Source organism: Plantibacter sp. VKM Ac-2885, from assembly GCF_015351205.1.
Lineage (GTDB): Bacteria > Actinomycetota > Actinomycetes > Actinomycetales > Microbacteriaceae > Plantibacter > Plantibacter auratus.
On the sequence record NZ_JADKSK010000001.1, the window covers coordinates 886,296 to 904,602 of the forward strand.

Below are 18,307 nucleotides of genomic sequence, written 5' to 3' on the forward strand. Positions count from 1 at the left end.
TAGTGGCTCCATGGCACGCAGACGACCCGGCACGCTCTTCCCGCTCGAGCTCGACATCCTCGACGTCGGCACCGTCTTGCAGTCGACCGAGGGGAGCTTCTACGGGTTCGCCCTCGCCAAGCAGCTCGCCGAAGCCGGGGACGCCGCCCTCACCGCCCACGGGACGCTCTACAAAGCCTTGTCGCGAATGGCGGACGCCGGCCTGATCGAGGCGACCTGGGAGGACCCGGAGGTCGCGGAGGCGGAGGGTCGCCCCCGCCGGCGGCTGTACCGGATCACCGGTGAAGGCGCGACGGCCCGGGATCGGGAGCACGCGAGGATCGCCGGAGAGCAGGCCGCCGTGGCGAGGCCGGCGGGTGCGGCGTGGACGCAGGGGGCGATCGCGTGACCGCCATCCGGACGCCGGAGTACCGCACGGCCGCCCACCGGGTCCTGAACTGGTGCGGGTGGTACACCCGCGACCTCTCGCCCGACGTCGCCGGGGAGCGGCGCGACGAGATCGCATCCGACCTGCACGAGCACGCCGTCTGGGCCCAGGAGGCGGGCGTCACGCCGCAACGGCTCCGGCGTGACATCATGCTGCGGGCCATCCGTGGGATCCCGCACGACCTCTCGTGGCGCTCCGGGCAGTTGCGCGCGGGACGCGGCGTCGATCCGATGCCGCTCGGCATGCGGCGGGCCGGCGACGTCCTCGCAGCCCTCGTGGTCACGGGCGGCGTCCTGGTCACCGGAGCGGCACTGTTCCTCCTCGTCCGCATCCTCCGTGCGCTCGTCATCGGCGACGTCGTCGAGGTGCCGGCGGGTGTGGTCGGTGTGGCGATCGCCTCGGTCCTGGGCATGGTCGGGCTCGTGCTGTCGTTGCGGCGACGCAGTCGATGGCTCGGCGCGGGGCTCCTGGCGCCCGCAGCGGTCCTCATCGGCGTGCTCGCGGGCGACATCATGTACCGCGTCAGCGCGACCGGCGTGCTCATCGTGTCCCGCCTGAGCTCGCACGGGGCCGGGCTCGAACCGTGGTGGGTGATGAGCGTGGCGATCGGCGTGGGTGCGGCGCTCGGGTTCATCGGAGCCGCGGTGTGGTGGTGGCCGGGGGGTCGCCGAACGACGGAACGGGACGCAGCGGCGTCGATGCAGGGGGAGACGGTATGAGCGGGAACGAGATCCACGACGGGACGGACGCGGCGCAGGAGGCGGCACCCGTCCGCCGGAGTCCCGGAATGCTCCGTCGACGGATCGGGCTCGGCATCGCGATGAGCGGGGTGCTCGCGGTGGCAGCGGGCGGCGTGTTCATCGGGGTGTCGAACGCCCAGGCGGCCGCTGACGACGCTCGGTCCCTCGAAGCGGTCATCGAAGCCGCGGCCTCGCTCGACGAACTCCCGCCCGTCGAACCCGTGGTGCCCGCGGATCCCACAGCGACGCCGGGCGCTGGCGAACCCGTCTCGCCGGCGGCCGGCGTCGACTACTCGCAGACGCCGGAGGGCTGGTACGACGCGACCACCGACCCGGCGTCCATCGTGATCCCGCCGACCAACGATTGGGGTGAGGCGAACAACGGGATCTGGGAGGCACAGCAGCAGATCATCGCGAAGTGCATGGCTGATCAGGGATTCTGGTACGCGTGGACGAACAATCGTGCGCTGCTCGACCCAGAACGGCCAACGATGGTCCTCTCGGAGGACGGCCCGGCGGCCGAGTTGGCGGAGTACGGCGACACCCCGCTCGGCGACGCCTACGACTGGACTCGTGCAGGGTGCCACGGCTACGCCGTCCACGTCACCGGGATGGACGACGCCAACTGACGGAGCCGGCGTCCGACGCCGGTGCTAGCGTCGCCCGCATGAGAATCCTGTTGATCGGTGCGAGTGGACATGTCGGACGAGCGGCGCAGGACGCCCTCGCGGAACGTCACGAGGTGATCGCGGTGTCGCGCTCGACGGCGCCTGCCGTCGACACCACCGACGAGGCGTCGGTCGAGGCGCTGTTCGCCGAGGTGGGCGAGGTCGACGCGGTGATCGTCGCCGTCGGATCGGTCCCGTTCAAGCCCGTCGAGGAGTTGACGCGCGACGACTACCGTGCGGCCTTCCTCGGCAAGGTGCTCAGCCAACTCGACGTCGTGCGGATCGGGACCCCGTTCGTCCGCGACGGTGGCTCCTTCACGCTCACGACGGGCATCCTCGCCCGCGAGCCGATCGCGACGGGCGCTGCGGCCTCGATGGCCAACGGAGCGGTCGAGTCCTTCGTGATCGGTGCCGCCCCGGAACTCCCGCGCGGCATCCGCATCAACGCCGTCAGCCCCACGGTGCTGGCCGAGGCAACCGGGTACCACGACGCGTTCCCGGGCTTCCCGCCCGTCGCGTCCGACGTGGTCGGCCTCGCATTCGTCCGTGCCGTCGAGGGTGTCGGCACCGGTCGGGTACTCGCGCTCGACTGAGCCGTCCCGGCGCTCCCGAGGGGAGGCATGTCGTCGTCCGGCCGTCCGCCAGGCGACGATCCGCCTCCCCTCGGTCGCGCGCTCGACGCGGCCGACACCCCAGCGCTATGGTCGGCACATGACCCGCTTCCTGCTGAGCATCGCCGTCAGTCTGCTGTCCTCGGCGATCGGGCTGCTCGTCGCCGACTGGGTCGTGCCCGGCGTCCGTCTGTCGCTCGGCGGCTTCATCATCGCCGTCGTCGTCTTCACGATCGCGCAGGGCGTCCTCGGGCCGTTCATCCTCCGCCTCGCGCGGCGCTACGCTTCGGCGATCCTCGGCGATCCTCGGCGGCATCGGACTCGTGACGACGCTCGTGTCGCTCTTCGTCGCGTCGATCCTCCCCGGCGGCCTCCACATCCGCGGTGTCCTGGCCTGGGTGCTCGCACCGCTGGTGGTGTGGCTGGTCACGGCGCTCGGGAGCTGGATCCTCGGGTGGGCGCTCATCACGCGACGGTTCGGCGACCGGGATCGCGACCGGGGCCGCACGAGCTCGAAGCGGTAGGCGGCGGCGGAGCCCGGAGGGGATCAGCGGCTGGCAGCCAAGGCGGCTGCCAGCTCGACACGGCTCGCGACGCCGAGCTTCCGCAGGACGTTCGCGATGTGGAACTTGACGGTGTTCTCGCTGATGGTGAGGGTCTCGGCGATCGCCCGGTTCCGTGCTCCTCCGGCGGCTAGCTCGGCCACGCTCCATTCGCGCTCGGTCAGCGCGGCGGCCGAGTCTGCGCGGGTCTGCGTCGCGGGCGGCGGGTCGAGCGGCAGCGTCACGTGCAGCTCCGAGCCCCACCCGGGCGTCGCCTGGACATCGAGACGGCCGCGGAGTGCCGCGACGCGAGCGCCGAGCTGCTGCACGCTCGGGGTGTCGACGGTCAACTCGCCGGGGCCGTCGTCGCGGATGCCGATGAGCAGGTTGCTGCCGTCGCAGTCCCACTGCACCCGGACCCGCCCGACCGAGGACTGCTCGACGAGCGCGAGGACCGTGCCGCGGACGATCGCCCGTCCCGCATGCGCCACCTCGCCGGGCAGGGCCCGACCGTCGACGGGCGGCTCGATGAACTGGACCTCGGGGCCGCCGAAGCGGGCCAGCGGGCGGAGGTCCTCGCGGAGTCTGGCGAAGGCGCGCGCGACCGGTTCCTCGGCCAGTTGGCGGTCGCGGTCGGACACCGCCCGCAGCTCGACCATGGCGGCCGAGGCGATCTCGGTCACCGCTGCACGGGCGTCCTCCGCCGACGTCTGGCGCGACCGGGTGACGGCGAGGATCGACTCCAGCGTCGTCGCATGGGCGTCGGTGAGTTCCGCGATCGCGCCGGCCCGCTCGCTCGACGCGGCCCGCGAGTCGCGGAGGTAGTCGGGGGCTGCCGTCGCGACCTGCTGTCGGATACCGGCCGCGACGACCTCCCAGAGGGCGCCGACGAGGCGGTCGTCGATCGGTCCCTGCGGGTCGGTCAGGACGAGGAGGGCGCCGGTGTCGGCCAGCCAGGCCGCGATCGGACGTTCCGCTCCTGCGATCACCGCTGACGTCGGCCGGTCGGCGTGTGGTCCGGCATCAGCGGTCACCGTGGTGACCGGGCCGCGCGGGGTGCGCTGTCGGACCGCGTCGAGCTCGGCGATCGTGACGCCCTCGACGATCGCCGGGTCGCCGGCCTTCTTCCGGGGGCGGCCGGTGCAGTCCTCGGTGAAGATCACGAGCGCGGAATGGGCGACGACCGGCTCGAGGACCTCCCGGAACGCACCGGCGATGCGCAACAGCGAGCTGGATGCGACGGAGGCCAGGCCGTCGAGCAGCTCGACCGGGTAGGTGACAGCGCGTTCGATCATGTCCGCACCCTATCCCATCGGCCCATACCCACCCGTTCGGGTAGGTGGAACCGTTCGGGCGAGCAGCGGTGTACCTACCCGATCACGCCCAGGATGGAGGGATGTCGAACCCCTCCGTCCCTCCATCCACGTCGGCGACGCCTGCGACCTCGACGGTCCAGGGAGCGCTCATCGCGATCGACGCCGAGCTGCATCGCACCGTGTCGAGCCTGCTGGAGGCCGATCCGGCTCCCTTCGCCGGCGCACTCGACCGCCTGCGAACGGCGGACCGCGTGTTCGTGTCCGGTGCCGGTCGTTCCGGTCTCCCACTCCGGATGACCGCCATGCGCCTCATGCACCTCGGGCTCACCGTGCACGTCGTCGGCGAGACGACGACGCCCGCCATCACCTCGGGTGACGTCCTGCTCGTCGCCAGCGGCTCCGGTACGACGACGGGTGTGGTGCGTGCCGCGGACACGGCCGTCTCCGTCGGGGCCCAGGTGATCGCCATCACGACCGACCCCGGATCCCCGCTCGCCGAGCTGGCCGCCGAGACGATCGTCGTCCCCGCCGCGCAGAAGACCGACCACGGCGGCACGCGTTCCGTGCAGTACTCGGGGAGCCTCTTCGAGCAGGCGGTCATGCTGCTCGGCGACGCGTTCTTCCACGCGCTCTGGCAGTCCGCCGATGTCAGCGCGGAGGAGCTGTGGCCGCGCCACGCGAACCTCGAATAGTCGCCCCGATCCCTTCCTACGCGCCCGGCAGACGTCGGACGCATCCCATCACGACAGAAAGCAGCACCACATGAAGCTCCAGGTAGCCATGGACGTCCTCACCACCGAGGCAGCCCTCGAACTCGCCGGAAAGGTCGCGCCCTACGTCGACATCCTCGAGCTCGGCACGCCCCTCATCAAGAGCGAGGGCCTGCGTGCCGTCACCGCGGTCAAGGACGCCCACCCCGACAAGATCGTGTTCGCCGACCTCAAGACCATGGACGCCGGCGAGCTCGAAGCCGACATCGCCTTCTCCGCCGGTGCGGACATCGTCACCGTCCTCGGGACGGCCGGTGACAGCACCATCGTCGGCGCCGTGAAGGCCGCGAAGGCGCACGGGAAGTCCGTCGTCGTCGACCTCATCGGGGTTGCCGACAAGGTGCAGCGCGCGAAGGAGGTCACCGCTCTCGGTGCCGCATTCGTCGAGATGCACGCCGGTCTCGACGAGCAGGCGGAGGAAGGATTCACCTTCCAGACGCTCCTGTCCGACGGTGAAGCTGCCGCCGTGCCGTTCTCGGTCGCCGGTGGCGTGAACGTGTCGACGATCGCGTCGGTGCAGCAGGCGGGCGCGCAGGTCGCCGTCGCCGGCGGTGCGATCTACTCGGCCGACGACCCGGCGGCCTCCGCGGCAGCCCTCCGCGCGGCAATCGTCGCGTAACCCCGCTGGCCAACCCCGCACCCGTCGGGTTGGCCAGCGCGGTGCGCTGACGTGAGCGCGGTGCATCGGACGTGAGCGCGGGTCTCCAGAGACCCGCGCTCACGTGTCCGGGGCGCGCTCGGGTCAGCGCACCGCGCTGGCGCATCGGGTGGGTCGGCTGGGTGAAGCCCGAACATCGGACGGGATTCGGGGGGTGACGCGGCATACTGGGCGGGTCACCACGCGACGCTCGTCGGATGAGCGCGCGGCCGAGTACCCGGAGGATCCGCCGATGACGACCGATTCCAGCCCAGAGCAGCCCACCGCACAGACGACCTCGGGAGCCGTCCGCGGGACGCGCCGCGCCGACGGATCGGTCGCCTTCCTCGGCATCCCGTTCGCCGAGCCGCCGACCGGAGCGAGACGATTCCAGGCCCCCGAGCCCAAGGCCCCCTGGGACGGCCTCCTCGACGCGACCGCCTACGGCGCGACACCGCAGCGGAAGGCCATGGCCGAGATCACGACGATCCCGGAACCGTCGATCCCCGGCGACTCGACGCTCAACGTCAACGTCTTCACGCCCGACCCGACACCCGCCGCAGACAGTGCCGGTCTACCCGTCCTCGTCTGGATCCACGGCGGCGGCTTCATCGCCGGGTCGCCGGCGAGCCCCTGGTACGACGGCAGGGCATTCAACCGCGACGGCGTCGTCACGGTCTCGGTGTCCTACCGCCTCGGCTTCGACGGGTTCGGCTGGCTGCCCGACGCTCCCGCCAACCGCGGCGTCCTCGACTGGATCCTCGCGCTCGAGTGGGTGCGCGACAACATCGCGGCGTTCGGCGGCGACCCGCAGCGGGTCACGATCGCCGGCCAGTCCGCGGGCGGCGGGTCCGTCATGACCCTGCTCACGGTCCCGTCCGCGCAACACCTGTTCCAGCGGGCGATCTCCGTGTCCGGAGTCCCCGGCGACGTGCCGCTCGTCGAGGCTCAGGCCCTGACCGCGCGACTCGCCGAGCACCTCGGGGTGCCCGCGACCCTGGCCGGTTTCGCGAGCGTCCCGGAGGCGACGCTGATCGAGGCCCAGCGGTTCGAACTCGTCCCCGGCGGTGCGACCGACCCGGAGTCCGTACTCCGCGGGATGACGACGATGAACGGCCGCCTCGGCCTCGGCCCGGTCGTCGACGGCGAGCTGGTCGTCGACACCGTCGAAGCCGGCATGGCCGCGGGACGAGGCGCGGACAAGCCCTTGCTCGTCAGCGCGACCCGAGAGGAGTTCGCCGGGTTCTTCACCGGTCGACTCGACGACTTCGACGCCGTGGCGCCGACGCGAGCCCTGGAACTGATGGGCGTGCCGGAACCGCTCGCCGAGGCATACGTCGCGACCCAGCCCGGCGAACGCACGGGACTCGTCGCGGGGCGCTTCGTGAGCGACGTCATGTTCCGGGAACGCGTCATCCGCTGGCTGACGCTGCGGGACGACGCCGAGACCTGGGTCTCCGACTTCGTGTGGCGCTCGGCGGTGAGCGGGATCGCGGAGCACTGCCTCGACGTTCCGTTCATCTTCGACGTGCTCGACGACCCGGACGTCACCCGGGTGGCGGGCCCGCATGCGCCGCAAGAGCTCGCGGATCGGATCCACGGCGCGGTCGTGGCGTTCGTCCGAGACGGGTCGCCGGGCTGGTCGCGGTCCGACCGCGACGCCTCCGGGATCGAGGTGTTCGACGCGGCCGGGGCGCCGACGGTCGAGCCGTTCGCGAGTGCACGCGTGCTCGCAGCGGCGAAGCGACTCGCGGAAGCGGCGTCGACGACGTCATCGACACCGGTCTGACGGGCCCGGGCACTCTGCTCGTAGGACGAACCGGGCCGTTCTGCCAGGGGGTGTGGCTGTGAGGCGTCCCGCGTTACCGTCGGGACACGAGGAAAGGAAATCAGCATGAGCGACCCACGAGACGAGATGGACGACCCGATCGGCGACGCGCAGGAGGCGATCTCCCGAGCGCTGCCCGACAACGCGCCGGAGAGCGACGACCCGATGGCGGCGCCGACGGTCGACGACCCGGGCTCCGAGCCCGGTGACGGCGACCCCGCGGACCAGCCGGGGCTCCTCTAGCGGAGCTCGCCGGGGCGACCCGCAGCTCGGGAATCCCTGGTCAGCGCGGTGCTGCCGACCGAGCTGTACCGAATCGGTGCCAGCGCGGTGCGCTGGTCCGAGCCCCTGGGATCAGGCCTGACTGCGGCGCACGCGCGTGAGCGCGACCCTCCGGAGACCCGCGCTCACGCGCGTGGCCCGCGCTGGCGTCAGCGCACCGCGCTGGCGCAGGCCGAAACGCAGGAGGGTGGAGGCGTGCAACGCGGGGGCGCTCCGCGCGCGTAGCGGAACGACTTCCGGCGATGTCAACCCCCGCGACGGAATGGTCAGGCCCCCATACGGTGGACGGAGTTCTGCGAAAGGAGCTTCACCATGAACATCCTGCTCATCATCGTCATCGTCGTTGCCATCGTTCTCGCCATCACCGGTGGGTTCGTCCAGTCCCTCAACTTCCTGCTGTGGGTCGGCCTCGTGCTGCTCGCGATCGCGATCATCGCGTTCTTGATCAGGACGATCACGGGTCGCAAGGCCCTCTAACTCGAACTCGAGTTCACGAAGCGGTCGGTCCCTCCGGGGGCCGGCCGCTTCGCTGTGTCCGGGGTGGTGTGTCCGGGGCGCGATCCGAGTCCTACCGCAGGGACGGGTCGACGCTCGTCCGACGGAGCACCGCGTCGGCGAAGGCCCCGAACAACCGCTCCCCGGCCTCGCGCATCGGCCCCGCCACCGCGGCGACCTCGGACCGCAGCCGGTCGGCCGCCTCCTCCGCGGTCCCGGCGATGAACGGCAGATCGCGGAGCATGAGCGGTTCCGCGAGCCACCGGTCGAGCATCGGCGGGTCGACCTCGAGGTGGAACTGCGTCGCGAAGACCCGGTCGTCGATCCGGAACGCCTGGTTCGGCGTCGACGGCGACGATGCGAGGACCGTCGCGCCATATGGAGCCTCGACGACGTCGCCATGCCAGTGCAGCACCGGCAGTCGCTCGCCACGCATGCCGAGTTCGCTCTCGGTCAGGAGCTCGACGTCGCCGACACCCACTTCATGCGCGGCCGCCGAGTGAAGCGTGGCTCCGAGGGCCGTCGCGATGAGCTGATGCCCGAGACAGACCCCGAACACCGGGATGCCGAGCACCGCCGCATCGCGCACGAGCTGCGCTTCGAGCCCGAGACCCGGGTGCTCCTCCACGTCGAGCGCGCCCATCGGGCCGCCGAGGAGGACGAGCCCGTCGAACCCGGTGATCTCGCGCGCCGGCGGCAGCTCACGACGCTCGACGATGGTGTCGAGCGTCCAACCGATCCCCGACGCCGTCAGCACCTCCCCGAGCACCGCCGGTCGCTCCCAGGGGACGTGCTGCAGGATGAGGACGTGCGGTCTGGTCATCGGAGGCCTCCAGGTCGCTGGGGCGGCGCGACCCGTCTCCGCCGGGTCGCGGAGGTCGTCACCGTGCGAGCATCGTAGCGAATCCGGGCGTCGTCACCGGCCCGAGGCTTCGGGCTCCCGGCCGATACACTGTCACCGTGCTGCTCTCGGACCGTGACATCAAAGCCGAACTCGACGCCTCCCGCATCGCGCTCGACCCCTACTCGCCGGAGATGATCCAGCCGTCGTCCATCGACGTCCGCCTCGATCGTTTCTTCCGCCTCTTCGACAACCACAAGTACCCCTTCATCGATCCCGCGGAGGATCAGCCGGAGCTGACGCGCCTCATCGAGACGCTCCCGAACGAGCCGTTCATCCTGCACCCCGGCGAGTTCGTCCTGGGGTCCACGTACGAGCGGGTCTCCCTCCCGGACGACGTCGCCGCGCGCCTCGAGGGCAAGAGCTCGCTCGGTCGTCTCGGGCTGCTCACGCACTCCACCGCCGGTTTCATCGACCCGGGCTTCACGGGCCACGTCACCCTCGAGCTCAGCAACGTCGCGACGCTGCCGATCAAGCTCTGGCCGGGGATGAAGATCGGTCAGATGTGCTTCTTCCGGCTCACGTCACCGGCCGAGCGCCCGTACGGGTCGAGCGAGTACAGTTCCAGGTATCAGGGACAGCGTGGACCCACCGCCTCCCGTTCCTTCCAGAACTTCCACCGGACCGACGTCGGCGAGACGCAGCGCTGACGCAGGACTGAGGCGGGCGTCCCGACGACGGGCGAGCAGGTGGACCAGCAGAAAGGCCCCGCCATGAGCACGTCAGAGCGACCCGACTTCGCCCGCGCGATCACCGCCGACGGGCCGACGCCGCTCTACCCGCGTCGCATGGTCCGGTTCGGGCAGTTCGTCGGATCCTGGGACGTCCACTCGAAGCGCCTCGACGACGAGAGTGGCGAGTGGGTCGAGTCCGACTTCCGCTGGATCGTGTCGTACATCCTCGAGGGGCGCGCCGTGCAGGACGTCCAGCTCGTCGCGAACGACGCGGAACCGTCGGGCTGGGAGACGGTCAGCACGGCTCTCCGCGTCTACGACCGGTTGATGGGTGCCTGGCGCGTGAACTACGTCGAGCCGCGGCGCGGCGAGTTCTGCCAGCTCGTCGCGACGCCGCACCGCGCCGACGGCATCCGCCAGGACGGCACACGGAACGACGACAAGCTCATCCGGTGGAACTTCAGCGGCATCACCGAGGACTCGTACACCTGGGAGAGCTGGGTGTCCGACGACGAGGGCGCGACCTGGTGGCTGCAGGAGCACAACGAGGGTCGCCGCATCGCCTGAGCGGATCCGTCTCCACCCTCCACCGCGACACTCAGGGGTCGGTGCGCGCCAGGCGCTCCAGGAACGACGCCAGCTGCTCGCGCTCGGCCGTGGAGAAGCCGTCGAGGACACGCTCCTCGGCGGCGAGATGATCGGGCAGGGCCGCTTCGACGAGGCGCTTGCCGGCCGGGGTGAGGGCGACGACCGTCCCGCGACCGTCCTGCTCGCTCGGGCGGCGCGTCACGAGACCGCGCTCGACGAGCTTGTTCACGCGCTGGGCGATCGCACTCGACGTCACCATCGACCAATGGGCGAGGTCCTTCGGCGCGAGCTCGTGCGGTGAGCCGGCGCGGAGCAGGGTGGCGAGCACATCGAACGAGGCGCTGTCGAGACCGTGCTCGGCGAAGGTCGAGGAGAGGCGTGCGTCGACCGCCGTCGCTGCTCGCGACAGTCGTCCGATGACGGCCATGGGCGAGACGTCGAGATCGGGTCGCTCGGTCCGCCACTGGCCCAGGATGTCGTCGACGCGCGTGCTCATGCAGCCAGCGTAGCAATTCGCTTAGTGCTGAGCTATTATTGCTCAGTGCTTAGCAATCGACTCCATATCACCGCCCTCACCGCCATCGCCCCGATCAGCTGGGGGACGACCTACCTCGTCACGAGCGAACTGCTCCCGCCGGGACGACCGCTGCTGGCAGCCGTGCTCCGGGCGCTGCCTGCGGGCCTCCTGCTCCTCGCGATCACGCGAACCCTGCCGGTCGGTGGCTGGTGGTGGCGGTCGCTCGTGCTCGGCACGCTCAACATCGGTGCCTTCTTCGCGTTCCTCTTCCTCGCCGCCTACCGACTGCCCGGCGGGGTCGCCGCGACCATGGGGGCGATCGGGCCCGTGCTCGTCGCCGTGCTCGCGAGCCTGCTGGTGGGGGAGGCGTTGACCGTACGTCGCGTCGTCGCCGGGTTCGCCGGGGTGCTGGGCGTCGCCCTCATCGTGCTGCAGGCCGACGCGCGTCTCGACGCGGTCGGCGTCGTCGCCGCACTCGCGGGGGCGGTCTCGATGTCGCTCGGATCGGTGCTGAGCAAGCGGTGGGGGAGACCGGAGGTCGGCCGCCGGATCGGCGCACGCCGGCGCACGAGCCCGGACCTCGACCCGAACGCCGGCAGCGGCGCACCGGTCTCCGGCCTCGCGCTGACCGCCTGGCAGCTCGTCGCCGGCGGTCTCGTCCTCGTGCCGGTGCTGCTCCTCGTCGAGGGACTTCCGTCGGACGCGCCGGACGCAGCGGCGATCGGCGGGTACGGCTACCTCTCCCTCGTCGGCACGGCCCTCGCGTACGCCCTGTGGTTCCGTGGCATCGCAGCGCTGCCCGTCGGGTCCGTGTCGTTCCTCGGCCTCCTGAGTCCCGTCGTCGCCGTGCTGGCAGGCCTCGTGGTCCTCGGCGAGGCGCTGAGCCTCGGACAAGTGCTCGGGATCGCGGTCGTCGCCGGCTCCCTCATCCTGGTCTTCACCGCGAGGCGACCCCGGGCCATACTGAGCGCATGAGATTCAGCACCGTCATCGAACTCCAGGGCAACAACACCGGCATCCTCGTCCCCGACGCCGTCGTCGAGGGCCTGGATCGTGGCAAGCGCGTGCCCGTCGTCGTCACCGTCGGTGCGACCACGTACCGCAGCACCATCACCCCGATGGGCGGCCGGTACCTGATCGCGTTGAGCGCCGCCAACCGCGCCGCCGCCGGGGTCGCGGGAGGCGACGAGGTCGACGTGGACCTCGAGGTCGACGACGCACCGCGCGTGTTCCCGTTGCCGCCCGAGCTCGAGACGGCGCTCGCGGGAGACGAGCCGGCGCTCGCCGCCTACGGAGCCCTGTCGTTCAGCCGACAGCGCGCGCTGGCCGAGCCGGTCGCGTTGGCGAAGACGGATGCGACGCGCGACAAGCGGATCGCCGCGGCCGTCGAAGCGCTCCGCGGAGCCTGACCTCGCTCAGTCGCCTGAATCTGTTCGGAAACCGGCTCGATCCGCGCAGATCCGGGCGCCTCAGCGGGCCGCGGACTCCGCGAGCAGCGGCACGACGAGCGGCAGCTGGAGCGTCAGCCAGGGGCTGAACGCGAAGGGCGCCTGCTCGACGGACGCCAGGAGCGATTCGGGCTCGGCCCAGGCCCACTCCATGACCTCGTCGGGGTTCGGCTCGGGCGTCGCGTCCGTGTAGGCGACGTAGACCGGGCAGATCTCGTACTCGACCACGCCCGAGGCGTCGACGGCGCGATACCGGAAGTCGGGCAGCACCAGTTCCGGCGCGGAGATCGGCAGGCCCAGCTCGGCGCTCGCCCGACGCAGCACGGCGTCCACGCTGTCCTCGTCCGGGCCGGGGTGTCCGCAGAACGAGTTCGTCCAGACGCCCGGCCACGTGAGCTTCGAGAGCGCGCGCCGGGTCACGAGGATGCGTCCGTCGGGCCCGATGACGTGGCAGGAGAACGCGAGGTGGAGTGGCGTCTCCAGCGTGTGGACGGTCGCCTTCGGCGTGGTGCCGATGCGGGTGCCGTCCTCGGCGAGCAGGACGACGAGTTCTTCGGGTACCGACATACGTCCATTCTCCCCGACGATCGGGGCGAACGCGAATGGACAGCTAGCGTACTAATCTCACCGCTCCGTGAAGTAGCCTCGTGATATGGAGACCCACCACGTCGTCGACGTGCCCTATCGACAACAGCATCAGGTCGAGGATGCCCTCGAGCGTTTCCTCGAACTGGCGAAGACGCAGGCGGTGTCGTTCGGCGGCGCCGGCTACCTGCGGCTCTGGGAGACCATCGAACGTAGCATGGCCGGCGGCAAGCGGTTCCGTCCTCGGATGGTCATGACGGCGTACGAGGCGCTGGGTGGCGAGGACATCGTCGCGGCCGCCCACGTCGCCGCCGCCTACGAGCTCCTGCACACCGCGCTGATCGTCCACGATGACGTGATCGACCGCGACTTCGTCCGGCGCGGCAGCCCCAACGTCTCCGGCAGCTACCGCGACATCGCGCAGACCGCGGGCATCCCGCTGCCGCTCGCTGAGCACCGCGGCATGTCCGTCGCCGTCATCGCGGGCGACCTCGCCCTGTCCGCGTCCTACCGTCTGATCGACCGCGCCGGGAGCGCCGACTCGGTCCGCACCCGCCTGCGCGAGATCCTCGACGACGCCATCTCCGCTTCGGCAGCCGGTGAGCTCGCCGACGTCGACTTCACGGTCGGCGGCGTCGTCCCGACGGTCGACGACATCATCCGCATGGAGCGCCTGAAGACCGCCTACTACTCGTTCGAGGCGCCACTGCAGTCGGGCGGCGTCCTGGCCGGTGCTCCGGAGGCGACGATCGACGCGCTCGGGGCCTTCGGACAGCAGATCGGCATCGCCTACCAGATCATCGACGACGTCCTCGGCGTCTTCGGCGACTCGAAGACGACCGGCAAGACGACGATCGGCGACCTCCGCGAGGGCAAGTTGACGGTCATGGTGGCGTTCGCAGCGGAGCAGCCCGAGTGGCACGCCGTCGAGCACCTCTTCGGCGACCCGGACCTCGACGAGGAGGGTGCCGCCGTCCTGCGCGACGTCCTCACGACGACGGGCGCCCGCCAGCACGCGACCCTGCTCGCCGGTGACTACGCCAACCGCGCCTGGGAGCAGCTGGCCTCGCCGAGCATCCCGGCGCAGCTCCGCGACGAGCTCCGCCCCATCGTCGCCACCGTGCTCGAGCGGTCGCGATGACCGCAGCAGGGGACGGGATCGGGCGACCGGCCGACGACGCCTCGGCGGTCGGCGACGCACGACAGCTCTACGACCGGGTAGCCCAGGAGACCGCGAGCATCGTCATCCGTCGGTACTCCACGTCCTTCGGACTGGCGGCCAGGCTGCTGGGTGGCGACATCCGCCAGGACGTCGAGAACGTGTACGCGCTCGTGCGCATCGCCGACGAGATCGTCGACGGCGTGGCCGCGGCAGCCGGGCTCGACCCCGAGCGGGTCCTCCGCATGCTCGACGCCCTCGAGCAGGACACCGAGGACGCGATGGAGACGGGGTACAGCAGCAACCTCGTCGTCCACGCCTTCGCCATCTCGGCGCGGTCCGCGGGCATCGAGACCGACCTCACCCGTCCGTTCTTCGCGTCCATGCGCGCGGACCTCTCGCGCACCGTCCACACCCCGGAGACGTTCCGCGACTACGTGTACGGCTCCGCCGAGGTCGTCGGGCTCATGTGTCTGCGGATCTTCCTGCGCGGCCACGACGTCGACGACGCCCAGCGCGCCGCGTTCGTCGTCGGCGCCAGGAGTCTCGGTGCCGCCTTCCAGAAGGTCAACTTCCTCCGCGACCTCTCGGCCGACCACGACGAGCTCGGGCGCAGCTACTTCCCCGGGGTCGCCGTCGACGAGCTCACCGAGGCGCAGAAGCACAGCCTGCTCGACGACATCGAAGCCGATCTCGACCGCTCGGCAGCGGTCCTCGGGCAGCTTCCGAAGTCGAGCCGTCGCGCGGTCGCCCTCGCCCAGGAGCTCTTCTCGGAACTCGCCCGACGCATCCGGACGACGCCGGCCTCGGCGCTCGTCCGCACGCGTGTCCGGGTGCCCGACCCGGTCAAGCTCCGCATCGCCGCCGGCGCGCTCGCCGGTCGCACACCGGCCACGACCGGCACCACCGCCTCCATCCCGACGATCGACGAGAGTTCGCAGTCATGACCACCTCCCACAGCCGGACCGTCGTCATCGGCGGCGGCATCAGCGGTCTCGCCACCGCAGCCCTCCTCGCCCGCGACGGCCAGCGGGTCACGCTGCTCGAACGACGCGAGGTGCTCGGCGGCCGCGCCGGCACCTGGGAGCAGGACGGCTTCACCTTCGACACCGGCCCGAGCTGGTACCTCATGCCGGAGGTCTTCGACCACTTCTACCGGCTCCTCGGCACCTCCGCGGCAGAGCAGCTCGACCTCGGACGACTCGACCCGGCCTACCGCGTCTACTCGGAGGGCCGCGGCGGGCACCTCGACCTCGCCGCCGACCGGGCCGGCAACCTCGCCCTGTTCGAGTCGGTCGAGCCCGGTGCCGGCGCGAAGATGGACGAGTACCTCCGCAGCGCGAAGGAGACGTACGAGATCGCCATCCGGAGCTTCCTGTACACGACGTTCGAGTCGTACCGGACGCTCGCGAGCCGTGAGGTCCTCGCCCGGATGCCGAAGCTCGCGAAGCTCCTCACGGAGGACCTCGACACCCTGGCCGCACGCACCGTCTCCGACGTCCGGTTGCGGCAGATCCTCGGCTACCCGGCTGTGTTCCTCGGCTCCTCGCCCTTCGAGGCGCCGAGCATGTACCACCTCATGAGCTACCTCGACCTCGAGGACGGCGTGCTCTACCCGCAGGGCGGCTTCTCGCGGATCATCGAGACGATCGCCGAGCTCGCCCGCGCCGAGGGTGTGGAGATCATCACGGGCGCCGAGGTCACCGGCATCACCACGATGCCCGCCGGCCGCCGCGCCAGGGTCGACGGCGTCAACTACCTCGACGCAGACGGTCGTCGGCAGCTGCTCCGCGCCGACCGGGTCGTGTCCGCCGCCGACCTGCACCACACCGAGACGACGCTGCTTCCCCGCGAACTCCAGACCTACCCGGCCGAGTACTGGGAGAAGCGCACCGCCGGTCCCGGAGCCGTGCTCGTCATGCTCGGCGTCCGCGGTGAGCTGCCGGAACTGCTGCACCACAGCCTGTTCTTCACGGCCGACTGGCGCGACAACTTCGGCCGCATCTTCGGTGAGGAGACGAGCGTGCCCGACCCCGCGTCGCTGTACGTCTGCCGCCCGAGCGCGACCGATGCCGGCGTCGCACCCGACGGCCACGAGAACCTGTTCATCCTGGTGCCGGTCCCGGCCGATCCGTCCATCGGTGGCGGGGGAGACGCCCGGGTCGCGGAGATCGGTGACGCCGCCATCGCGCAGATCGCCGAGTGGGCCGGTGTCCCCGACCTCGCCGAGCGCATCGTGGTGCGTCGCGACGTCGGACCAGCCGACTTCGTGACCGACCTCAACGTCTGGAAGGGCACCGCCCTCGGGCCGGCGCACATCCTCTCGCAGAGCGCGATGTTCCGGAGCGGCAACGTCAGCAAGAAGGTCGACGGCCTGTTCTACACGGGTGGCTCGACCATCCCGGGCATCGGCCTGCCGATGTGCCTCATCAGCGCGGAGCTCGTCGTGAAGCGCATGCGCGGCGACATCACCACCGGCCCGATGGCGGAGCCGTTGCGCGCGCGCGCCGAGGCGACCGGCTGATGGGTCTGCTGTACCTGTTGGCGCTGCTCGTCTCGATCACCGGGATGGTCACGCTCGACCGGCGGTTCCGGCTGTTCTTCTGGGCCGACCGACGGCGGGCCGCGATCATCCTGCCGATCGGCGTCGTGTTCTTCCTCGTGTGGGACCTGCTCGGTATCGGCACCGGTATCTTCTTCCGCGGTGAGACCTCCTTCATGACCGGGCTGCAGGTCGCGCCCGAGCTGCCGATCGAGGAGGTCTTCTTCCTGACGCTGCTCTGCTACCTCACGATGAACCTGTTCGGCGCGGCGCGACACACGCTCGGCCGGGTGTCCCGCCGGACGACCGGCGCCGCCGAGGTGAGCGGACGATGACCTACTGGGCCCTCAACGCATCGTTCCTCGCCGTCGTGGCGGTCGTCGCGCTGCTCGCGGTCGTGCGGCTCGATCGACGTCGTGCAAGCGGACCGCGATCCACCGGTCTAACGGCGGGCACCTGGCTGCTCGCGGTGGGCGGTGGGCTCGTCGTCCTCCTGCTCATGACCGCGCTGTTCGACAACATCATGATCGGCATCGGGCTCGTCGGCTACGACCCGGCACTCATCTCCGGCGCCTTCATCGGCATCGCACCGCTCGAGGACTTCGCCTACGCCATCGCCGCGGCCGTCCTGCTCCCGTCGCTCTGGGTGCTCCTCGAGCGCCGAACCCCAGCTCCCGTCTCCCCATCCCCGTCCCAGGAGGACCCGGCATGAACCGACTCGGCCAGCTCGTGCTGTCCTCCCGACCGCTGTCGTGGATCAACACCGCGTACCCGTTCGCAGCGGCGTACCTGCTGACCACGCGCGAGCTCGACCTCACCTTCTGGCTCGGGACGCTGTACTTCCTCATCCCGTACAACCTCGCGATGTACGGCATCAACGACGTCTTCGACTACGAGTCCGACCTGCGGAACCCGCGCAAGGGCGGCGTCGAGGGCGCGGTCCTGGACCGCCGGATGCACCGGTTGACGATCTTCGCGGCGATCGTGACGAACGTCCCGTTCCTCGTCTACCTCGTCGTCATCGGGTCGCCGCTGTCGTGGCTCGTCCTCGCGATCAGCGTGTTCGCGCTCATCGCGTACAGCGCACCCGGCCTGCGGTTCAAGGAGCGGCCGTTCATCGACTCGCTCACCTCGAGCACGCACTTCGTGAGCCCGGCGGTCTACGGCCTCGTCCTTGCCGGTGCGGTCTTCACCCCCGCGCTCTGGGCGCTGCTCGTCGGTTACTTCCTCTGGGGGATCGCCAGCCACGCCTTCGGTGCGGTGCAGGACATCATCGCCGACCGGGAGGGCGGGATCGGCTCGATCGCGACGGTCATCGGTGCGGCGGCGACCGTCCGGTTCGCCTTCGTCGCCTACCTGGCCGGCGGTGCGCTGATGCTCGTGACCCCGTGGCCCATCCCGTTGGCCGGCCTGCTCGCGCTGCCCTACGCCGCGAGTGTGCTGCCGTTCTGGAACCTCCGCGAGGAGGACGCCGAGCGGGCCAACGCGGGGTGGAAGCGGTTCCTCCGCCTCAACTTCCTGACGGGCTTCCTCATCACGATGCTCATCATCTGGTACTGGTTCCTGACGTCCTGACC

Annotated in this window: 24 protein-coding genes; 20 read left to right on the plus strand and 4 right to left on the minus strand. The window is 70.8% G+C overall.

Translation table 11 applies throughout. The features are described 5' to 3' along the window. The first annotated feature begins 10 nt into the window (after window positions 1–10). From ITJ66_RS04345 to ITJ66_RS19730, 5 genes are all read left to right on the plus strand, one after another. Window positions 11–388, plus strand: a complete 378-nt coding sequence (locus tag ITJ66_RS04345) for a PadR family transcriptional regulator (RefSeq protein WP_194643675.1) — start codon at window positions 11–13, stop codon at window positions 386–388. After that, complete coding sequence (locus ITJ66_RS04350) at window positions 385–1,146, plus strand: hypothetical protein (protein WP_194643677.1); 762 nt, start codon at window positions 385–387, stop codon at window positions 1,144–1,146. The genes ITJ66_RS04345 and ITJ66_RS04350 overlap by 4 nt, the downstream gene beginning before the upstream one ends. Then, window positions 1,143–1,796 carry a hypothetical protein gene (locus ITJ66_RS04355; RefSeq protein WP_194643679.1) on the plus strand — a complete coding sequence of 218 codons (654 nt, stop codon included), beginning with the start codon at window positions 1,143–1,145 and terminating at the stop codon, window positions 1,794–1,796. Before ITJ66_RS04350 ends, ITJ66_RS04355 begins: the two co-directional genes overlap by 4 nt. A 38-nt stretch (window positions 1,797–1,834) precedes the next feature. Beyond that, on the plus strand, window positions 1,835–2,428 hold the full coding sequence (locus ITJ66_RS04360) for a short chain dehydrogenase (protein ID WP_194643682.1): 594 nt from the start codon (window positions 1,835–1,837) through the stop codon (window positions 2,426–2,428). 341 nt (window positions 2,429–2,769) lie between these two features. Further along, window positions 2,770–2,970, plus strand: coding sequence for a hypothetical protein (locus ITJ66_RS19730; RefSeq protein ID WP_228501474.1), 201 nt, complete (start codon window positions 2,770–2,772; stop codon window positions 2,968–2,970). A 23-nt stretch (window positions 2,971–2,993) separates the two neighbouring features. Here the strand turns inward: ITJ66_RS19730 and ITJ66_RS04370 are convergent, their stop codons facing one another. Beyond that, window positions 2,994–4,283, minus strand: a complete 1,290-nt coding sequence (locus tag ITJ66_RS04370) for a LuxR C-terminal-related transcriptional regulator (protein ID WP_194643685.1) — start codon at window positions 4,281–4,283, stop codon at window positions 2,994–2,996. A gap of 101 nt (window positions 4,284–4,384) precedes the next feature. Between ITJ66_RS04370 and hxlB the strand changes: the two genes are divergently transcribed. From hxlB to ITJ66_RS04395, 5 genes are all read left to right on the plus strand, one after another. Further along, window positions 4,385–4,996, plus strand: coding sequence for a 6-phospho-3-hexuloisomerase (gene hxlB / locus ITJ66_RS04375; protein ID WP_194643687.1), 612 nt, complete (start codon window positions 4,385–4,387; stop codon window positions 4,994–4,996). A 70-nt stretch (window positions 4,997–5,066) separates the two neighbouring features. Further along, a complete protein-coding gene (gene hxlA / locus ITJ66_RS04380; protein WP_064297125.1) occupies window positions 5,067–5,693 on the plus strand; it encodes a 3-hexulose-6-phosphate synthase in 627 nt (208 codons plus the stop codon). Between the two features lie 271 nt (window positions 5,694–5,964). Next, window positions 5,965–7,500, plus strand: coding sequence for a carboxylesterase/lipase family protein (locus ITJ66_RS04385; protein WP_194643688.1), 1,536 nt, complete (start codon window positions 5,965–5,967; stop codon window positions 7,498–7,500). Between the two features lie 105 nt (window positions 7,501–7,605). Beyond that, on the plus strand, window positions 7,606–7,782 hold the full coding sequence (locus ITJ66_RS04390) for a hypothetical protein (RefSeq protein ID WP_159453388.1): 177 nt from the start codon (window positions 7,606–7,608) through the stop codon (window positions 7,780–7,782). 351 nt (window positions 7,783–8,133) lie between these two features. Continuing rightward, window positions 8,134–8,298, plus strand: a complete 165-nt coding sequence (locus tag ITJ66_RS04395) for a hypothetical protein (protein ID WP_162852292.1) — start codon at window positions 8,134–8,136, stop codon at window positions 8,296–8,298. A gap of 91 nt (window positions 8,299–8,389) precedes the next feature. On the opposite strand, the gene ITJ66_RS04400 is transcribed toward ITJ66_RS04395, so the two are convergent. Then, on the minus strand, window positions 8,390–9,139 hold the full coding sequence (locus tag ITJ66_RS04400) for a type 1 glutamine amidotransferase (RefSeq protein WP_194643690.1): 750 nt from the start codon (window positions 9,137–9,139) through the stop codon (window positions 8,390–8,392). A gap of 137 nt (window positions 9,140–9,276) precedes the next feature. Between ITJ66_RS04400 and dcd the strand changes: the two genes are divergently transcribed. Both dcd and ITJ66_RS04410 read left to right on the plus strand, forming a co-directional pair. Continuing rightward, window positions 9,277–9,867: a dCTP deaminase gene (gene dcd, locus ITJ66_RS04405; protein WP_056009122.1), complete on the plus strand. Its 591-nt coding sequence runs from the start codon at window positions 9,277–9,279 to the stop codon at window positions 9,865–9,867. A 63-nt stretch (window positions 9,868–9,930) separates the two neighbouring features. Next, window positions 9,931–10,458, plus strand: coding sequence for a hypothetical protein (locus ITJ66_RS04410; RefSeq protein WP_137242427.1), 528 nt, complete (start codon window positions 9,931–9,933; stop codon window positions 10,456–10,458). A gap of 31 nt (window positions 10,459–10,489) precedes the next feature. Here ITJ66_RS04410 and ITJ66_RS04415 read toward each other — a convergent pair whose 3' ends face one another. Continuing rightward, the gene (locus tag ITJ66_RS04415) at window positions 10,490–10,975 is read right to left on the minus strand and encodes a MarR family winged helix-turn-helix transcriptional regulator (protein ID WP_137242426.1); all 486 of its coding nucleotides are present in this window, start codon (window positions 10,973–10,975) and stop codon (window positions 10,490–10,492) included. Between the two features lie 45 nt (window positions 10,976–11,020). Between ITJ66_RS04415 and ITJ66_RS04420 the strand changes: the two genes are divergently transcribed. Together ITJ66_RS04420 and ITJ66_RS04425 are read left to right on the plus strand one after the other, a co-directional pair. Beyond that, on the plus strand, window positions 11,021–11,971 hold the full coding sequence (locus tag ITJ66_RS04420; protein WP_194643692.1) for an EamA family transporter: 951 nt from the start codon (window positions 11,021–11,023) through the stop codon (window positions 11,969–11,971). Further along, window positions 11,968–12,405, plus strand: a complete 438-nt coding sequence (locus ITJ66_RS04425; RefSeq protein WP_191940384.1) for a YdeI/OmpD-associated family protein — start codon at window positions 11,968–11,970, stop codon at window positions 12,403–12,405. Before ITJ66_RS04420 ends, ITJ66_RS04425 begins: the two co-directional genes overlap by 4 nt. A gap of 60 nt (window positions 12,406–12,465) precedes the next feature. Here the strand turns inward: ITJ66_RS04425 and idi are convergent, their stop codons facing one another. Continuing rightward, a complete protein-coding gene (gene idi / locus ITJ66_RS04430; RefSeq protein ID WP_079704925.1) occupies window positions 12,466–13,011 on the minus strand; it encodes an isopentenyl-diphosphate Delta-isomerase in 546 nt (181 codons plus the stop codon). A gap of 85 nt (window positions 13,012–13,096) precedes the next feature. Here idi and ITJ66_RS04435 point away from each other — a divergent pair, with 85 nt between their 5' ends. Genes ITJ66_RS04435 through ITJ66_RS04460 form a run of 6 tightly spaced genes read left to right on the plus strand, consistent with a single transcriptional unit; the run spans window position 13,097 to window position 18,305 of the window. Beyond that, window positions 13,097–14,170, plus strand: a complete 1,074-nt coding sequence (locus tag ITJ66_RS04435) for a polyprenyl synthetase family protein (protein ID WP_079001229.1) — start codon at window positions 13,097–13,099, stop codon at window positions 14,168–14,170. Further along, a complete protein-coding gene (locus tag ITJ66_RS04440; protein WP_194643694.1) occupies window positions 14,167–15,135 on the plus strand; it encodes a squalene/phytoene synthase family protein in 969 nt (322 codons plus the stop codon). The genes ITJ66_RS04435 and ITJ66_RS04440 overlap by 4 nt, the downstream gene beginning before the upstream one ends. Next, a complete protein-coding gene (gene crtI, locus ITJ66_RS04445) occupies window positions 15,132–16,712 on the plus strand; it encodes a phytoene desaturase family protein (RefSeq protein ID WP_194643696.1) in 1,581 nt (526 codons plus the stop codon). Before ITJ66_RS04440 ends, crtI begins: the two co-directional genes overlap by 4 nt. Next, a complete protein-coding gene (locus ITJ66_RS04450) occupies window positions 16,712–17,065 on the plus strand; it encodes a lycopene cyclase domain-containing protein (RefSeq protein ID WP_194643698.1) in 354 nt (117 codons plus the stop codon). The genes crtI and ITJ66_RS04450 overlap by 1 nt, the downstream gene beginning before the upstream one ends. After that, window positions 17,062–17,442 carry a lycopene cyclase gene (locus ITJ66_RS04455; RefSeq protein ID WP_194643701.1) on the plus strand — a complete coding sequence of 127 codons (381 nt, stop codon included), beginning with the start codon at window positions 17,062–17,064 and terminating at the stop codon, window positions 17,440–17,442. The genes ITJ66_RS04450 and ITJ66_RS04455 overlap by 4 nt, the downstream gene beginning before the upstream one ends. Next, window positions 17,439–18,305: a prenyltransferase gene (locus ITJ66_RS04460; RefSeq protein WP_064297137.1), complete on the plus strand. Its 867-nt coding sequence runs from the start codon at window positions 17,439–17,441 to the stop codon at window positions 18,303–18,305. The genes ITJ66_RS04455 and ITJ66_RS04460 overlap by 4 nt, the downstream gene beginning before the upstream one ends. The last annotated feature ends 2 nt before the right edge of the window (window positions 18,306–18,307 follow it).